Below are 17879 nucleotides of genomic sequence, written 5' to 3'. Positions count from 1 at the left end.
GAAAACAACAAAAGGAAGTTCGACCATGAAGCACCCTCGTCACCTGCTTTCCGGCCTCGCCTTGTCCATGCTGATCGCCAGCGGCGGCGCTCAGGCTGCGGGCCTAACCAGCGAGCATAAACCCTTCGGTAAAACCAATGACGGCACCGCTGTCGAGCAGTACATCTTGCGCAACAGCCACGGCATGCAAGCCACGGTGATCACCTACGGCGGCGTGTTGCAGTCACTCAAAGTGCCGGATAAAAACGGCAAGATCGATGACGTGGTACTGGGTTTTGATGACGTGCAGGGCTATCAGAGCGGCACGGCGTTTTTTGGCGCGACCATCGGACGCTTCGGCAACCGCCTGGCGGGCGGTGCGTTTGAGCTTGATGGCAAACGTTATCAGGTACCGCTCAACGACGGCCCCAATTCGCTGCACGGCGGCGCCCAGGGGTTCGACAAACACGTTTGGCAAGCCGAACCCGTCAAGGGCAAGGACTCGGTTGGCGTCAAGCTCAGCTACCTGTCCAAGGACGGTGAAATGGGCTTTCCCGGCAACCTGAAGACTGAGGTCACCTACAGCCTCAACGATAACAACGAACTGCATATCGACTACAAGGCCAGCACCGACAAACCCACGGTGCTCAACCTCACCAACCACAGCTATTTCAACCTGGCCGGCGCGGGCAACGGCGACATTCTCAAGCAGGTCGCGACCTTGCATGCCAGCCATTACACCCCGGTGAATGCCACCCTGATTCCGACCGGCGAGCTGGCACCGGTCAAGGGCACGCCGATGGACTTTCTCAAGCCCACGCCAATCGGCCAGCACATCAAGGACGAACATCCGCAGCTCAAGTTTGCCGAGCCGAAACAAGGTGGGTTTGACTTCAACTGGGCGCTCGACACCCAGGGCGATATCAAGCAACTCGCCGCCGAAGTACACGACCCTGCATCTGGCCGGCGTTTGAAGCTCTACACCAGTGAGCCTGGGGTGCAGTTCTACACCAGCAACTTTCTCGACGGCACGGTGAAGGGCAAAGGCGGCAAGACGTATCAACACTGGAGTGCTTTTACCCTCGAGACCCAGCACTTTCCCGATGCGCCCAACCAGTCCAAGTTTGCGTCGACTCGGTTGAATCCGGGGCAGAGCTATAGCCAGAATACTGTGCTCAAGTTCTCTGCCGACTGACTGTTGGTGCAACCGGGGTGTGGGCGCCGGGGTTGCCCTCGCTAAAGGCACTCCGGTTTTTCCTTGTGACCGGGGAGTGCCGGGGCAGTTTGAGGTCTTGGGTTGGGTCAGGGTTGCTGGGTACATATCCGTTGCTGCGGTCACGGCGGCTTATGGTTCCGCTCTTACAGCGGGTCACTTTTGCAAGGACGCAAAAGTAACCAAAAGGTCCTCGCCCCAACACTCGGTGCCTCGCTGTGGCTCGGCATGCCCGCAATCCGACAGTGATTTGGGGGGCCGCCGCCACGCGCCATCCATGGCGCGGGGCGGCTAAACCGGCATCCCTGCCGGTTTACCCCCCAAATCACTGTCGAATTCCGGCCATCGTGTTTGACGGGGCGATTTCAGATCAAGATCAAGATCAAAAGCGCAGATCAAAAGACCGCTGACTTCGTCATCGAAAAGGATGTAAGGGCCAGAGCAACAGCAACAGCAACAGCAACAGCAACAGCAACAGCAACAGCAACAGCAACAGCAACAGCAACAGCAACAGCAGAGCCATACTCGGTCAAAGGTGGGAGCTGGCTTGCCTGCGATGGCATCAACTCTGTGTACCTGACACACCGAGGTGTCTGCATCGCAGGCAAGCCAGCTCCCACAGAAAAGCAGTTCTTCAGTGCATGCAAATCCGCAGTCGACCTCATATTCAAAACTGCATGCGGTCAACTGTGGGAGCGGGCTTGCTCGCGAATGCGGTGGGTCAGTTACAGATGAATTGACTGGCACACCGCATTCGCGAGCAAGCCCGCTCCCACATTTAGACTGTGTTGCATCAGGTAGAGAGGCTTTTGCTTTGCACTTGATCTGGCTTTTGCTTCAACCACTCAGGTCGGCTTTCAGGCCGCCGTGCTCTGCTTTTGATCTTGATTTTGATCTGAGGCGCCCCGTCAACCACGATGGCCGAACGCAGGCTTGAATCCGTGGGTAACCCGGCAGGACGCCGGGTTAGCCGCGCTGGGCCAAGGATGGCCCATCGCGGCGGCCCACGGATTCAAGCCGGAGTGAGGGCACACCGAGCCTAGGCGAGGTGCCGAGTGGTGGGGCGAAGACCTTTTGGTTACTTTTGGGGCGTTTGCCAAAAGTGACCCGCTGTAAGAGCGGAACCATAAGCCGCCGTGACCGCAGCAACGGATATGTACTCCGTCTGATCCACCCCCCTGCCAAGCCTACCTCACTGCCACAACCCAATCTTCGTCAGCTCTTGCTTGAAGTTCTCCCGCGTAATCAGCGTCACCTCGTCCATCGCCGTGTACTTGGGCGGCTCAGTACCTTTGGTGACCCACTCATACATCATCAACGCAGTGTTGTAGCCCTCGATATGCGGACTAGGCAGCATCGAACCGAAAAAACCACTGTCAGCCTTTTTCAGTTCGCCAATGGCATCCGTACCATTGATGCCGATACCAATCACATTGGCCGCAGCAAAACCGGCCGTTTCGGTAGCGCGCACGCCACCAAGCACCGTGTTGTCGTTCATACCGCCGATAATCAGGTTCTTGGCACCGCTGGGCAGCTTGACCAGCGCCGAGTTGGTGGCGTCCATACTGCCCGGTACATCGAGGGTCTTGGCAGCGGTGAACAGGATGTGGTCTTTGGGAAAGCCAGCATCTTCCAGGGATTTGACCGAACCGTCAGTGCGTTTTTTACCCGTATCGAGCTCGTTAAAGGTGTTGATCACCGCATAGGTATCCTTCCAGTCCCAACCGCGTTTTTTCGCCTCAGCCGCCATCGCCGCGCCCTGCTTCTGGCCGACTTCAAACGCGGCCATGCCCAAGTAAGGCACGTCCTCCATGAAGTTGCCCTTGGCATCAACGAAACGGTCATCCACCGCAATTACTTTCAGGCCGTTAGCCTTGGCCTTGGCAACGATGGCCGGGCCCAGCGACACATCCGGCGGGCAGATCACAAAGCCCTTGGCGCCGTTGGCCGCCAGGCTGTCGATGGCCGAGAGGGTTTTCTCGCCATCGGGCACGGCGATCTTGATCACGGTAAAACCATGCTCCTTGCCGGCTTTTTCGGCAAACGCCCATTCGGTCTGAAACCACGGCTCCTCTGCCTGCTTGACCAAAAAGCCAATCTTCACTGCTTCAGCGGCCTGCAACAGACCGCCCAAGCTCAGGGCCGACACCGCCACAGCGGCGCAGCACAGGGAACGCATACCTCGACGACGATTCATACGGGTGACTCCTTGTTATTGTTTTCAGGTCTTGGGTTTATCCGGCAAAGCGGTGACAGGGGGTGCCCGGCACATCGACCTCGATGGCCAGCACCGCACCATCCAGCGGGTGATTGAGTGGGCTGGCGGCGCTGGTGATGTAGAGGGTAGTGAGGTTGGGGCCACCGAACACGCAACTGGTGGGGCGGCTGACGGGCAACTCGATAATGCGGTCGACTTCACCCGCGGGCGTCAGGCGCAGCAGGCAACTGCCATCCCAACGGGCGTTCCAGATATAGCCGTCTGCGTCCATCGCCGAGCCGTCCGGGCCGCCACGCTCATGCGGGCCGAACCAGACCTGGGCAGGCTCGAGCTGACCCTCCGGCTTGACCGAATGCCGGTACAAAGTACCGTCCAGGCTGTCGCCAAAATGCACCTGCGCGCCGTCATCGCTCCACACCAAGGTGTTGGGAATGCCCAACCCTTGTAGCAGCGGCGTGACGTGCGCACTGGCATCGATCCGAAACAGGCCGCCGGAACGCCGCGTAATCGGCAGGTCTTCGCCCTGCTCACCAATGTTGTTCTGCATGGTGCCCAACCACAGGCGGCCCTGGGCATCGCAGCGCGCTTCATTGCCACGGTTACCCGGTTGCGGGTCGGCCACGCACAGCAGCGTGAGGGCTTGGGTTTCCAGGTTCAGCCGGTACACGCCGCTGCTCAGCGTGACCAGCGCACCGCCACTTTCACAGGGTATAAAGGCCGAGACATGCTCGGGCAACTGCCAGATCTGCAACTGCCCGCCCATCAGGCGCAGCGCCTGTTTGCCGGCGATATTCACCCAATACAGCGCCTGGGTCGGCACGTCCCAGAACGGGCCCTCCCCCAACTGCGCACGGTGCGCAGTGACTGCGGTACACGACATAAAACCTCCTGGTGTTACAGCGGGTCGCGCGATGGCGTGCCATCCACCAGCCGCTGGATGCGCAACGGGTTGGCGTTTTTCAACGCGTCGGGCAGCAGGCTATCAGGGTAATTCTGCAAGCACACCGGGCGCAGGAAACGGTCGATGGCCAGGGTGCCGACCGAGGTGCCACGGGCATCGGAAGTGGCCGGGTACGGGCCGCCGTGAACCATCGAATCACAAACCTCCACGCCGGTCGGGTAGCCGTTGAGCAGGATGCGCCCGACTTTCTGTTCCAGCAGCGACGTCAGTTCAGTGAACTGTTGCAGGTCGGCCGGTTCAGCAATGAGCGTCGCAGTGAGCTGACCATGCAGGCCGTGCAAGGCGGCGTTGAGCTGGGCCTGATCGGCGACCTCGACAAACACCGTGGCAGGGCCGAACACCTCTTCCTGCAACACCTCATCACCGTCGATCAGCAAACGCACGTCGGCCTTGAACAGCTGCGGCTGCGCCTGACTGCCCACTTGAGCACTGCCCGCCAGGTGTTGGATGCCAGGGTGCGCCAAGAGTTTTTCCAAGCCTTTGCCATAACTGCCCAGCGTGCCGGTATTGAGCATGGTTTGCGGAGGCTGTTCACCGATCAGTTGCGCCACCTGCTGGGTAAACGCAGTGAACTGTGGCGAGGCAATACCCATCACCAGGCCAGGGTTGGTGCAGAACTGGCCACAGCCTTGCACCACCGAGGCAGTGAGGTCGCGGGCGATGGTCTCGGCCCTGGCGTGCAAAGCCTGGGGCAGCACGATCACCGGGTTGATGCTCGACATCTCGGCAAACACCGGGATCGGCTGCGGGCGTGCCGCCGCCATATCACACAGGGCACGGCCGCCCTTGAGCGAGCCGGTAAAACCTACAGCCAGGATCGCCGGGTGCTTGACCAGCGCCTCACCGACGCCGCCACCGAAGATCATGTTGAACACGCCCGCCGGCATCTCGGTGGCCTCGGCCGCCCGAATGATTGCATCGGCCACTCGCTCGGCCGTCGCCATATGCCCGCTGTGGGCCTTGAACACCACGGGGCAGCCGGCCGCCAGCGCGGCGGCGGTGTCACCGCCGGCGGTGGAAAACGCCAGCGGGAAGTTGCTGGCACCAAACACCGCCACCGGGCCGAGGCCGATGCGGTATTGGCGCAGGTCCGGGCGCGGCAGGGGTTGGCGGTCGGGCAAGGCTCTGTCGATGCGCGCGCCATAAAAGTCACCGCGACGCAGCACCGTGGCGAACAGGCGCATCTGGCCGCTGGTGCGCCCACGCTCGCCTTTGATGCGCGCTGCAGGCAATGCCGTTTCGCGGCACACCAACTGGATAAAATCATCCCCCAGCGCGTCCAGCTCATCGGCCACCGCCTCCAAAAACTGCGCGCGACGCGAGGCACTCAATGCCCGGTACGCGGGATACGCGGCAGCGGCGGCCTTGGCGGCGGCATCCACCTCGGCGGGCGTGGCCTGATAGAAGTCCTGAGGCAAGGCCTCGCCGGTGCTGGCATCGACGCTTTTCAGGGTGATGCTGCCCTGGGCGCTGCGCTGGCCGCCGATGTAGTTATGGCCGAGTAACGGATTCATGCTGATCTCCTTAAAGGCTGATGACAGTGCCAGGTTCGAACGCCGCTTCGGCGCTGCCGACCCGATTGACCAGCGGTGCGCCGAACTCGGCCTGGCTGATCTCGAACACATCCCCCGGCTGGGTACGTATACCGTCGGCGAATGACAGGGTGGCGGTGCCGAAGAAATGAATGTGCACGTCGCCCGGGGTCAGGAACTGGCTGTATTTGAAATGGTGATACTCGAGGTTTTCCAGGCTGTGGCACATGTTCGCCTCGCCACTGAGAAATTCGCTTGCCCATAGCACCTGGCCGTCTCGAAGAATGCGGCTGGTGCCGGCCAAGTGCTGAGGCAACTCACCCACGCGCAACTCCGGGCCATAGCTGCAACTGCGCAACTTGGAATGGGCCAGGTACAGGTAATTCTTGCGTTCCATGACGTGGTCGGAGAACTCGTTGCCCACCGCATACCCCAGGCGATAGGGCTTGCTGTCTCGGCCGATCACGTACAGCCCGCCGATTTCCGGCTCTTCACCGGCGTCTTCGGCAAAGGGCGGCACCGGGAACGCCTGGCCTGGGCGCACGACAATACGGCCATCGCCCTTATAGAACCATTCCGGTTGCACGCCGGCTTGGCCGGCCGGTGGCTTGCCGCCCTCCACGCCCCATTTGAAGATACGCATGGTGTCGGTCAAGGCGCTGTCGTCACCGGCCTGATGCATTTTATCGCGGGCCGAGGCGCTGCCCAGGTGCGTCAGGCCAGTGCCGCTGATCAGCATGTGCGCCGGGTCGGGATGGTCCAGCGGCGGCAGGACTTTGAGGTCCGCCAACAGCGCGGCGTAGTCATGACTGTCGCCCAGGCCCAGGCTGTCGACCTGTTGCGCCAGGCCCACACCGGCGTCGATGGCGGCCAGCGCCAATTCGCGCACGCTGCGTGCGGTGTGCACTTCGCGCAGTGTGTTGCCTTGCACCACGCCGACACGACGCTCACCGTTACGCAATTCGAACTGAACTAAACGCATCAAACTTCTCCAGGATTAAGTACGTGTGGCGCCTCGGGCGCTGGCAGCAAACTGGTCGGCGGGCAGCACATGCTTGCGCTCCAGCACGCGGTACACCACAGCGGTCAAGACCAGCCCGAACACCATGACGCCAGCCAAAAAATACAGGCCCGAAGCCAGGTTGCCGGTGTATTCCTTGAGCGCGCCGATCACGAACGGGCCGATATAGCCGCCCAGGTTGCCCACCGAGTTAATCAAGGCAATGCCCGCCGCCGCACTGGCACCGGCAAAAAACCGCCCCGGCAAGGTCCAGAACACCGCCGTGCAGGAAAACAAGGCAAATGCCGCCAGGCACAGCGCCGCCATTTGCAGCACCGGCACGCTCAGCCAGGCACTGCAAAACAAGCCGATGGCGCCGAGCACATAGAGCACGGCAAGGTGGCCATAACGATCGTTCAAGCGGTCGGAACTGCGCGGGATGATCAACAGCCCGATGATGCCGAAAATGTAGGGCACGGCCGAGATGAAGCCGGTCACCAGGTCAGTGCCGCCGAACTGTTTGATCAGGGTCGGCAACCACAGGCCCAGGCCATAGATGCTCAAGGTCACCGGCAGGTAGAACAGCGCCAGCAGCAACACGCGCTTGTCCTTGAGGGCATGCAGCGGGTTGCCGTGGCGCGTCTGACCGTAGGCTTGCAGGTCTTTGGCCAACTCACCCGTAAGCCAGGTTTTCTCGTCTTCGCTCATCCATGTGACCTGCTTGGGGCCGTCCGGCAGAAAGCGCAGCACCGGCCAGGTCAGCAGCAACGCCGGTGTGCCGATCACGATAAACAGCCATTGCCAGCCGTGCAGCCCGAGGATGCCGTCCATGCCCAGCAGGCCGCCGGACACCGGCCCGGTGATCATCATGGCAATCGGCTGGGAGAGAATGAACAGCCCCAGGATCTTGCCGCGATGGCGCACCGGGAACCATTGGGTGATGTAGTACAGCACGCCCGGAAAGAACCCGGCTTCGGCCGCGCCGAGCAAAAAGCGCATCACATAAAAGCTGTGCGGCCCCTGCACAAAGGCCATGCCAATGGTGATGGCGCCCCAGGTGAGCATGATCCGTGCAAACCAGCGCCGCGCACCGAAGCGGTCGAGCATCAGGTTGCTGGGGATCTCAAACAGGAAGTAGCCAATAAAGAACAACCCTGCCCCCAGGCCATAGGCAGCGTCGCCGATGCCGACGTCGGCGCCCATGTGCAGCTTGGCAAACCCCACCGCGGAGCGGTCCACGTAGGCGATCAGGTACAGCAGGATCAGGAAGGGAATCAGTTTCAGCGTGATACGCCGAACAAGCCGCAATTCCTGGCTCATGGGGTCGATCTCCGATTGTTGTTTTTATAGAAGCTCGGGGGCTGCCTCTCGCGAAAATCCGCCAGGGTCACACCTCAATTAAGCAGGACTATATAGTATGACTATTTGCAAAACAACACTTCCAAAGCTGCGATTTTGCGCTTATGTTTAAGCCTATATAGAACATATAGTCATACAATAAGAGAGTCGATCATGCCTGATAAAAAGCCCGCCCTCCGCTCCGCCCAGTGGTTTGGTACCGCCGACAAGAACGGTTTCATGTACCGCAGCTGGATGAAGAACCAGGGCATTGCCGACCATCAGTTCCATGGCAAACCGATCATTGGCATCTGCAACACTTGGTCGGAACTGACCCCGTGCAACGCGCATTTCCGCCAGATCGCCGAGCACGTCAAACGCGGTGTGATCGAAGCCGGTGGTTTCCCGGTGGAATTCCCGGTGTTCTCCAATGGCGAATCCAACCTGCGCCCCACCGCCATGCTCACCCGCAACCTGGCGAGCATGGATGTCGAGGAAGCCATTCGCGGCAACCCCATCGACGGCGTGGTGCTGCTGACCGGCTGCGACAAAACCACCCCGGCGCTGCTGATGGGCGCGGCCAGTTGTGACGTGCCGGCCATCGTGGTCACCGGCGGGCCGATGCTCAATGGCAAGCACAAGGGCCAGGACATCGGCTCGGGCACGGTGGTGTGGCAACTGAGCGAACAGGTCAAGGCCGGCACCATCACCCTTGACGATTTCCTTGCGGCTGAAGGCGGCATGTCGCGCTCGGCGGGCACCTGCAACACCATGGGCACTGCATCGACCATGGCCTGCATGGCCGAAGCACTCGGCACTTCCCTGCCCCACAACGCAGCGATTCCGGCGGTGGATGCGCGGCGCTATGTGCTGGCGCATATGTCCGGCATGCGCGCGGTCGAGATGGTGCGTGAAGATTTGAAGTTGTCGAAAATCCTCACCAAGGAGGCGTTTGAAAACGCGATCCGGGTGAATGCGGCCATCGGCGGTTCGACCAACGCGGTGATCCACCTTAAAGCCATCGCCGGGCGTATCGGTGTCGAGCTCGACCTCGACGATTGGACCCGCATGGGCCGTGGTGTGCCGACCATCGTCGACCTGCAGCCGTCAGGCCGTTTCCTGATGGAAGAGTTCTACTATGCCGGCGGCCTGCCGGCCGTGCTGCGGCGCCTGGGCGAAGCCAACCTGATCCCGCACCCGAATGCCCTGACGGTCAATGGCAAGTCGTTGGGCGAGAACACCCAGGGCTCGCCGATCTACGGCCAGGACGAGGTGATCCGCACCCTCGACAACCCGATCCGTGCCGACGGCGGTATTTGCGTATTGCGCGGCAACCTGGCGCCGCTCGGCGCTGTGCTCAAGCCGTCCGCCGCCAGCCCCGAGTTGATGCAGCACCGTGGCCGCGCGGTGGTGTTCGAGAACTTCGACATGTACAAGGCACGCATCAATGACCCGGAGCTGGACGTGGATGCCAACTCGATTCTGGTCATGAAAAACTGTGGGCCCAAGGGTTACCCGGGCATGGCCGAAGTCGGCAACATGGGCCTGCCCGCCAAGCTGCTGGCCCAGGGCGTGACCGACATGGTGCGGATTTCCGATGCACGCATGAGCGGCACCGCCTACGGCACGGTGGTGCTGCACGTGGCGCCGGAAGCCGCCGCCGGGGGGCCGCTGGCCACGGTACAGGAAGGTGACTGGATCGAGCTCGACTGCGCCAACGGCCGGTTGCACCTGGATATCTCCGACGCCGAACTGGCGGCGCGCATGGCTGACCTGGCGCCACCGCAAAACCTGATCGTCGGCGGCTACCGCCAGCTGTATATCGACCACGTGCTGCAGGCCGATCAAGGCTGCGACTTCGACTTCCTGGTGGGCTGCCGTGGCGCTGAAGTCCCCCGGCATTCCCACTAATTGGGATGCTATGATGCCGCGAACCTAAGCCAGAGCCTCCCCGTCGTTATGGATCACCAGCCGCCCAAGCCGCGCAAGAGCCAGCATGCCCAGATCGTTCAGGACTTGGGCATGCACATCGTTTCCGGGCGCTTCAAGCCCGAAGAACGCCTGCCCATGGAAGCCACGCTGTGCGAGGAATACCAGGTCAGCCGCTCGGTGTTGCGTGAGGCGACCCGCGTGCTCAGCGCCAAGGGCCTGGTGTATTCCAAGCCACGGGTGGGCGCGGTGGTGCGTCCACGGGTGAAATGGCATTTGCTTGACCCGGATGTGCTGTCCTGGCTGATGCAGTCCACGCCCCACAGCGAATTTTTCAACACCCTGGCCGGCGTGCGACGCATCCTCGAACCGGAAATCGCCGCCATGGCGGCGACCACGGCCACGGCTGAAGACATCGCCACCATCGAACACGCTTACCTGGGCATGGAAACCGCCAAGACGCACGACGACCTGCTGCAGGCCGACCTGGATTTCCACCGCGCCATCGCCGATGCGACCCGCAACGATTTGCTCGCCTACATGTGCAACATGCTGTCGTTGCCGCTGCGCGAATCGATCAACATCACCAACCGCCGCCCCGACATACAGGGCCTGAGCCTGCCCCGCCACAAAGCGATCCTCACCGCCATCCAGAACCGTGACGCCCTCGGCGCCCGGCACGCCTCGCTGGTGCAACTGGATGACACGCGGGTGGCGCTGGACACGGTGATGAACGTGCTCACGCCGCTGTAAATTGATCGTCTACGCTCAGAGGGTCAGTTCGAGGAACCGGCCGCGCTGAGCACTCATTGGGCGACTGCACACCCGTGCGGATTAATCGGCCTGCCCTCCAGATAAGCCCGGTCCTTGCCATTTTGCTTGGCGCCATACAGGTTGCGATCAGCGTCCTTAAGCACCGCCGACATCTCGTCCCCCGCCGAAAACCGCGCCATTCCCGCGCTGCACGTGTAGTTGTGCGGCGCCGCCACACTGCGCCGGATAGCCTGCAACAAATCCCGTGCGAACGCGCAGGCGACAGCCGGGTCGTCGCCCAACAACAGCACGCCGAACTCTTCGCCGCCGATCCTGCCGAAACTGTGGCTGCCCTTGGCGGTTTTCAGGCAGGTGGCCATGGCGCAAAGAATGCTGTCGCCCACATCGTGGCCATACCGGTCATTCTTGAGTTTGAAACTGTCGATATCCAACATCATGAAATAGCCGCTGTGGCCACTGGCGATCAGCGCGTCAAAGCCTTGCATGAAGGCGCGCCGGTTGAGAATGGAGGTCAGGTAGTCCGTCTCTGCCAGCTCGCGAAACTCGCTTTCTACCAGCAACACCGAGCGCAAGTTCTTCAAATAGGAAAAACTCAGAATAAAACCGATGGCCACCGACGCGACGCAAAAAATATACAGATAGACCTGGGCATCGCCGTAAATGTCCGCCTGGATGCACGGCCATAAAATCAACCAGACCAACGTGGCGCAGACCAGATAATCCTGCACACTGATAAACAGGATGGCGCTGCTGATCACCAGGATAACTGCCAGCGGCAAGCCAAACAGGCGCAACTCCCCATGCGCGCTGATGACATAGGCAAACCCCACGGACAGCAGCACGACATACACAACCCCGAGCGCACGCCACAGGTAAAAGTGGGGAGTCATGTGGTGCAGTCGACACACCGCCATCAGGCACAGACTGATCGCCACCAGATATATATCCAGCTGCAGGTCCGGATGAATCAACAACACCCCGAGCCAGGCAATAATCCCGATTAACTCGGCCTGGGTGACCGCTGGCGACAGTAACCGGCGCATCCGTGGCCTTAACTTCAAGTTAGCAGGCATCCCTTTTCCCTCTTTCAACCGCGTGCAGGCCAACCGCAAATGAAAACGCCATAAACCGTCTTACCAGGCCAACAAAAGCCGGCAGCACTTCCAGCTGTTTTTTCGCATGCACTTTGAAATAGCCCTTCTCGACGCCCTCGCGGACCATTCGAATAATATGGGTTTTCGATACCGACAGCTGCTGGGCGAGCGCAAGATAAGAGGACGATTTGAAGGTCATGCGCTCGTTTTCCGGTGAAAAGGCATCGTTATAAATCGCCAGCATCAACAAATGTCCTGCATCTTTTTTCACCAGCCAATAACAGTCGGGCAGCAACACATCAACGGTCATTTCGTCCGCCAGGATCTGAGCGAAGCCTTTGAAGTAAAGGGCTAGAAAACTGCGGTCATCCATCTCGCGCATTGTGCGAAAAAGGTCTTTTTCAGGGCACATCAGCGCCAGCGAGTCGGTAATCGACGTCAGCATCAACCGCACTTCCCGACAGGCTTCGTCCGAGGGTGCATACACCCTGAAACGGCTGTCCTCCGGGTGCGCGTCGACCACCATGAAGCCCAGCGCGCGAAACAGCAGGAAGATCGACTCCAGGCTGTTTCTTGAGCAATACCCACGTGCCACACAGAACGCTTTCACCTCGCAAAGCAAGGCTGTCGGTTTGGAAAAGTACTCGCTGAAAAGTGCAAAAGAGACCATCAATCGGCTGTATTTCATTGCACTTTTGTAGAAAAACGGGCGTTTCGAGTAAGGGCCTAGAAGCACCTGATAATGCGCCCGAATACAAGATTCAAAGTCCTCATGACGTTCAAGCGCTTGTGCAGTATTACCAATATCCAACGTTAACGAACTGACGCGCATGAAAGAGCCCTGATCAACCAACTTCATCCCACTGATCTAGACTACGAAGTTCACGTAGTCAGGTCCCAAAACAAATCACGTCGTAAAACGGTCCTTGATGGCGCTTTGCCTTTGAGGCCAATGTACAGTGATTGCCGTGCGGCACAGCATCATTACCAAAGTTGTTCCAACTGCACTTCCCAGGCTATTTGCTAACGCGCAAGCGTTGCACTTGCTTGGAATAGCAGTGCAAAGATTGCAGGTGCAGCAGCGCCAATAAATGGCGTCAGAAATATGACCGCGAACCTTTCACCGCCTGCGGGCGTCCGAGCTAGGGTGTTTATTGCCCATCGCTCGCTGTGAGGTCCTCGTTTGAAAGCCGCCATCATCAAAAAGTACCGCCTGATTATCAAAACCATGGGCTATGTAGGTTGGGCCTTGTTCTGGCTGTTGTTGTGGGATGTGGCCGTCACGGTCGATTTCATGTTGTTCCTGACCACCAAGATCAACTTGCCGCTGATGCCGCTGACCCTGCTGGGTTCGGCGCTGGTGGTGTTGATCAGCTTTCGTAACAGCAGCGCCTATAACCGCTGGTGGGAAGCACGCACGTTGTGGGGCGCGATGGTGAATAACTCGCGCAGTTTCGCCCGCCAGGTGCTGACACTGTTGGAGGACCCCGAGGGCGAGGTAAACCCGGTCAAGGCCACCCTGTTGCGCCGCCATGTGGCTTATGTGAATTGCCTGGCGGCGCACCTCAAGGGCCGGCCGTGCCCGGATGAAGTGCGTGCGTTTATCCCCGCCGAAGAGTTTGCGCGCAATGGCGCCACCAACAACTTTGCCAATGACATCCTCACCGGTTCAGCGACGTTGTTGGCCCGCGAATACAAGGCCGGGCACCTGGACAGTATTCGCCTGGCGCGGCTGGAGTCGACACTGGTGGACCTGTCCAATGCCCAAGGCGGCATGGAGCGTATCGCCAATACGCCGCTGCCCTACCCTTACGTGTATTTCCCGCGGCTGTTTATCTCGCTGTTCTGCCTGATCGTGCCGGTGGGCCTGGTGGAATCCCTGGGCTGGTTCACCCCGCTGGCCTCGACCGTGGTGGGCTTTATGCTGCTGGCGATCGAACGCATCGGCACCGACCTGCAGAGCCCGTTTCATTCCAGCGAACACCAGATCCAGATGGAAACCATCTGCGAAACCATCGAGAAGAACTTGCAGTCGATGCAGCGTGATGCGCTGGCTTAAGCTCAAGGTGCTTTTAATTCAAGAACCTATCATTTTTACCAGTGCCCCTGACGCGCGGTTTTGACTAGCCTGTAGCCCATCTATCCAAGGAGGTACACCGCATGCAGGTTCACGAAGGTTATGCCGATTTCCGTGGCTACCGGACATGGTTCCGGGTCACCGGCGACTTGAAGTCCGGGCGCCTGCCCCTGATCATCGCCCACGGCGGCCCCGGCTGCACCCATGACTACGTCGACAGTTTCAAGGACCTGGCCGATACGGGGCGCGCGGTGGTGCACTATGACCAACTCGGTAATGGCCGCTCCACGCATCTGCGCGAAGCATCCGCTGATTTCTGGAACGTAGCGTTGTTTCTGGCCGAGTTGAACAACCTGATCGAGCATTTGCACATCCGTGATTACGCGCTGCTGGGCCAGTCCTGGGGCGGCATGCTCGGTGCTGAACACGCGGTACGCCAACCCACCGGCTTAAAGGCATTGATCATCGCCAATTCGCCCGCCTCCATGGACTTGTGGTGCGCAGCCGCGAATGAACTGCGCCAGGCACTGCCCGCCGAGGTGCAAGCCACCCTGCTGCGCCATGAGGCGGCCGGCACCACCGACAGCGCCGAGTACCGCGCGGCCTCGGATGTGTATTACGCCCGCCACGTCTGCCGCCTCCAGCCGGAGCCCGCCGAAGTGCTGCGCACCAATGCCGCCATCGAAGACGACCCGACCGTCTATCACACTATGAATGGCCCCACCGAATTCCATGTGATCGGCAGCCTGCGCCACTGGAGCATCATCGAGCGCCTGCCACGCATCCAGGTGCCGACGCTGTTGATCTCCGGGCGCTTTGATGAAGCCACCCCCGCCACACTGCAGCCATTTGCCGATGGCATCCGCGACGTGCGCTGGCAGATTTTTGAGCAGTCGAGCCATATGCCCCATGTTGAAGAGCGTGAGGCGTGCATGGCGTGTGTGGGGGCGTTTTTGGCGCACGTGGAGTCATAGCCAATGTGAGCTTCGTGGCTGGCGCTCCCACATAAACCCCATGTGGAACGGGGTTTATGTGGGAGCGGGCTTGCTCGCGAATACGGTGGGTCTGTCACTTCATCTGTAACTGATACACCGCCTTCGCGAGCAAGCCCGCTCCCACAGTTAGACCGCATTGCATCAGGTAGACAGGCTTTGACTTTGCATCGATGCCCTGCGAACCGGGCTTTGCTGTTGTGACCGCATTTGTAAAAGACTATTACGCAGCACAATGTACTAACTGGTTACTTATATTGCTAAAATCGCGTCTTTGCCCTCTCACCTTCGAGTCCTATCGACATGAAAAGAGCATCGCGCGCCGCTGGCGCCTCTAGATTTCTCCTGCTGGGCCTGGGCGTGGTTATCGCCCTGCTCGGCGTAGCGCTGGCTGTGGGCGGCGCCAAGCTGGTCAGCCTGGGCGGTTCCTGGTACTTCCTGGTCGGTGGTGTGGCCATGGCCGTTTCCGGCTTGTTGATCGCACGACGCAAGCCAGCCGGTGCCTGGCTGTTCGCCGCGTTCCTGGTCGGCACGGCCGTATGGGCAATTGCGGATGTAGGCCTGGTGTACTGGCCGCTGTTCTCGCGGTTGTTCATGTTTGCCGTGATCGGCCTGGTGGTGGCACTGGTGTATCCGCTGCTGGCCGGCCGACCGGCGCGCGGCGCCTATGGCGTTGCCGCCGTGCTGGCAGTCGGCGTGGCGGTAGCGGCGGGCAATATGTTCGTTGCGCACCCAAGCGTTGCGCCCACCGGCAAAGGCCCTGGCGTCACGCCAGTGGCCGCCGCCGATGCGCAGAAAGATTGGGCGCATTACGGCAACACCGAAGGTGGCAGCCGTTTTGCGGCGCTGGACCAGATCAACCGCGACACCGTCAATAAGCTCAAAGTGGCGTGGACCTACCACACCGGCGACGTGGCCATCAGCGACGGCAACGGCGCCGAAGACCAACTGACGCCCCTGCAGATCGGCAACAAAGTGTTTATCTGCACGCCGCACAACAACCTGATCGCCCTGGACACCGACACCGGCAAAGAGCTGTGGAAGAACGAAGTCAACGCCAAGTCGGCGGTCTGGCAGCGTTGCCGTGGCATGGCGTATTTCGATGCCACCGCGCCGATTGCCCAGCCCACCCAGCCAAACAGCTCGCCGATCATTGCTGCCAGCGTCCCAGCCGGCGCGCAATGCCAGCGCCGCTTGCTGACCAACACCATTGATGCGCGCCTGATCGCGGTGGATGCCGACACCGGCAAGTTCTGCGAAGACTTCGGCACCCACGGCCAGGTGGACCTCAAGGCCGGCCTGGGCAATGTACCCGACAGCTACTACCAGCTCTCCTCGGCGCCCTTGATCGCCGGCACCACCGTGGTGGTCGGCGGCCGCGTGGCGGATAACGTGCAAACCGATATGCCCGGCGGTGTGATCCGCGGCTTCGACGTGATCAGCGGCCAGATGCGCTGGGCCTTCGACCCGGGCAACCCCGAAGACAAGCAAGCCCCGGCAGCCGGCAGCACCTACGTGCGCAGCACGCCGAACAGCTGGGCACCGATGTCTTATGACCCGCTGATGAACACGGTTTTCCTGCCGATGGGCAGCTCGTCCACCGACATCTACGGCGTTGAACGGACCCAACTGAACCACAAATACGGCGCTTCGGTGCTGGCGCTGGACGCCTCCACCGGCGCAGAAAAATGGGTGTACCAGACCGTCCACAATGACCTGTGGGACTTCGACCTGCCGATGCAGCCGAGCCTGATCGACTTCACCCCGCCGGGCAGCGACAAGGCCGTACCGGCGGTGGTGATCGGCACCAAGGCCGGGCAGATCTATGTGCTCGACCGCGCCACCGGCAAGCCGCTGACCGACGTGAAGGAAGTACCGGTCAAAGCCGCCAACATCCCCAACGAGCCTTACTCGCCGACCCAGCCGAAATCGGTGGGCATGCCGCAGATCGGTGCGCAGACGCTGACCGAATCGGACATGTGGGGCGCCACGCCGTTCGACCAATTGCTGTGCCGCATCGACTTCAAGGGCATGCGCTACGAAGGCCTGTACACCGCGCCGGGGACTGACAAGTCGCTGAGCTTCCCGGGCTCCTTGGGCGGCATGAACTGGGGCAGTATCTCCACCGACCCGGTGCACGGTTTTATCTTCGTCAATGACATGCGCCTGGGCCTGTGGATCCAGATGGTGCCGTCGCAGAACAAGGCCCAGGCCGCCTCCGGTGGTGAAGCGCTGAACACCGGCATGGGCGCCGTGCCGCTCAAGGGCACGCCGTACGCAGTGAACAAAAACCGCTTCCTGTCAGTGGCCGGCATTCCGTGCCAGGCGCCACCGTTCGGCACCCTGACCGCCATTGACATGAAGACTCAGCAGATCGCCTGGCAAGTGCCGGTCGGCACTGTTGAGGACACCGGCCCGCTGGGCATCCGCATGCACCTGCCGATCAAGGTCGGCCTGCCGACGTTGGGCGGCACCTTGTCGACCCAGGGCGGGCTGATCTTTATCGCCGGCACCCAGGACTTCTACCTGCGCGCCTTCAACAGCGGCAACGGTGATGAAGTCTGGAAAGCTCGCCTGCCAGTAGGCAGCCAAGGCGGCCCGATGACCTATGTGTCGCCTAAAACCGGCAAGCAATACATCGTTATCACCGCCGGCGGTGCGCGTCAGTCCACTGACCGTGGCGACTACGTCATCGCCTACGCCCTGCCGTAACGCCCCTCTGTTCGCGCGGTGCTCCCCGCACCGCGCGCGCCTTTCTATACATGCAGTTTG

13 protein-coding genes are annotated in these 17879 nt (G+C 60.8%); 6 read left to right on the top strand and 7 right to left on the bottom strand.

Annotation, left to right across the window (positions count from 1 at the left end; translation table 11 throughout):
• The first annotated feature begins 25 nt into the window (after window positions 1-25).
• Window positions 26-1174 carry an aldose epimerase family protein gene (locus tag QF043_RS10885; protein ID WP_307418470.1) on the top strand — a complete coding sequence of 383 codons (1149 nt, stop codon included), beginning with the start codon at window positions 26-28 and terminating at the stop codon, window positions 1172-1174.
• A 1210-nt stretch (window positions 1175-2384) separates the two neighbouring features.
• Here QF043_RS10885 and QF043_RS10880 read toward each other — a convergent pair.
• From QF043_RS10880 to QF043_RS10860, 5 genes are read right to left on the bottom strand one after another with little or no spacing between them, the layout of a single operon-like run.
• Window positions 2385-3389: a substrate-binding domain-containing protein gene (locus QF043_RS10880; RefSeq protein ID WP_017136516.1), complete on the bottom strand. Its 1005-nt coding sequence runs from the start codon at window positions 3387-3389 to the stop codon at window positions 2385-2387.
• A 37-nt stretch (window positions 3390-3426) separates the two neighbouring features.
• Complete coding sequence (locus QF043_RS10875; RefSeq protein WP_307418469.1) at window positions 3427-4290, bottom strand: SMP-30/gluconolactonase/LRE family protein; 864 nt, start codon at window positions 4288-4290, stop codon at window positions 3427-3429.
• A 14-nt stretch (window positions 4291-4304) separates the two neighbouring features.
• Window positions 4305-5885: an aldehyde dehydrogenase (NADP(+)) gene (locus QF043_RS10870; protein WP_307418468.1), complete on the bottom strand. Its 1581-nt coding sequence runs from the start codon at window positions 5883-5885 to the stop codon at window positions 4305-4307.
• A 10-nt stretch (window positions 5886-5895) separates the two neighbouring features.
• Window positions 5896-6885, bottom strand: a complete 990-nt coding sequence (araD1, locus tag QF043_RS10865; RefSeq protein ID WP_307418467.1) for an AraD1 family protein — start codon at window positions 6883-6885, stop codon at window positions 5896-5898.
• A 15-nt stretch (window positions 6886-6900) separates the two neighbouring features.
• Window positions 6901-8223, bottom strand: a complete 1323-nt coding sequence (locus tag QF043_RS10860) for an MFS transporter (protein ID WP_307418466.1) — start codon at window positions 8221-8223, stop codon at window positions 6901-6903.
• Between the two features lie 192 nt (window positions 8224-8415).
• Between QF043_RS10860 and QF043_RS10855 the strand changes: the two genes are divergently transcribed.
• Window positions 8416-10152: an IlvD/Edd family dehydratase gene (locus tag QF043_RS10855; protein ID WP_307418465.1), complete on the top strand. Its 1737-nt coding sequence runs from the start codon at window positions 8416-8418 to the stop codon at window positions 10150-10152.
• Between the two features lie 48 nt (window positions 10153-10200).
• The gene (locus tag QF043_RS10850) at window positions 10201-10923 is read left to right on the top strand and encodes a FadR/GntR family transcriptional regulator (RefSeq protein WP_065932152.1); all 723 of its coding nucleotides are present in this window, start codon (window positions 10201-10203) and stop codon (window positions 10921-10923) included.
• Window positions 10924-10976: 53 nt separating this feature from the next.
• On the opposite strand, the gene QF043_RS10845 is transcribed toward QF043_RS10850, so the two are convergent.
• Window positions 10977-12017, bottom strand: a complete 1041-nt coding sequence (locus tag QF043_RS10845) for a GGDEF domain-containing protein (RefSeq protein WP_307418464.1) — start codon at window positions 12015-12017, stop codon at window positions 10977-10979.
• Window positions 12007-12897, bottom strand: coding sequence for a hypothetical protein (locus tag QF043_RS10840; protein ID WP_307418463.1), 891 nt, complete (start codon window positions 12895-12897; stop codon window positions 12007-12009). The genes QF043_RS10845 and QF043_RS10840 overlap by 11 nt, the downstream gene beginning before the upstream one ends.
• Window positions 12898-13221: 324 nt before the next feature.
• Here QF043_RS10840 and QF043_RS10835 point away from each other — a divergent pair, with 324 nt between their 5' ends.
• The 3 genes from QF043_RS10835 (at window position 13222) to QF043_RS10825 (ending at window position 17819) form a co-directional block, all read left to right on the top strand.
• Window positions 13222-14097 (top strand): bestrophin family protein, encoded by an 876-nt coding sequence (locus tag QF043_RS10835; protein WP_307418462.1) that lies wholly within the window; start codon window positions 13222-13224, stop codon window positions 14095-14097.
• 101 nt (window positions 14098-14198) lie between these two features.
• Window positions 14199-15089 (top strand): proline iminopeptidase-family hydrolase, encoded by an 891-nt coding sequence (locus QF043_RS10830; protein WP_307418461.1) that lies wholly within the window; start codon window positions 14199-14201, stop codon window positions 15087-15089.
• Window positions 15090-15410: 321 nt separating this feature from the next.
• Window positions 15411-17819, top strand: a complete 2409-nt coding sequence (locus tag QF043_RS10825) for a glucose/quinate/shikimate family membrane-bound PQQ-dependent dehydrogenase (protein WP_307418460.1) — start codon at window positions 15411-15413, stop codon at window positions 17817-17819.
• Window positions 17820-17879 lie beyond the last annotated feature (60 nt).

The organism is Pseudomonas sp. W3I7 (assembly GCF_030816095.1).
GTDB lineage: Bacteria > Pseudomonadota > Gammaproteobacteria > Pseudomonadales > Pseudomonadaceae > Aquipseudomonas > Aquipseudomonas salomonii.
The sequence above is the reverse complement of the archived record's forward strand: the minus strand, read 5'-3'. Positions and strand labels throughout refer to the sequence as shown.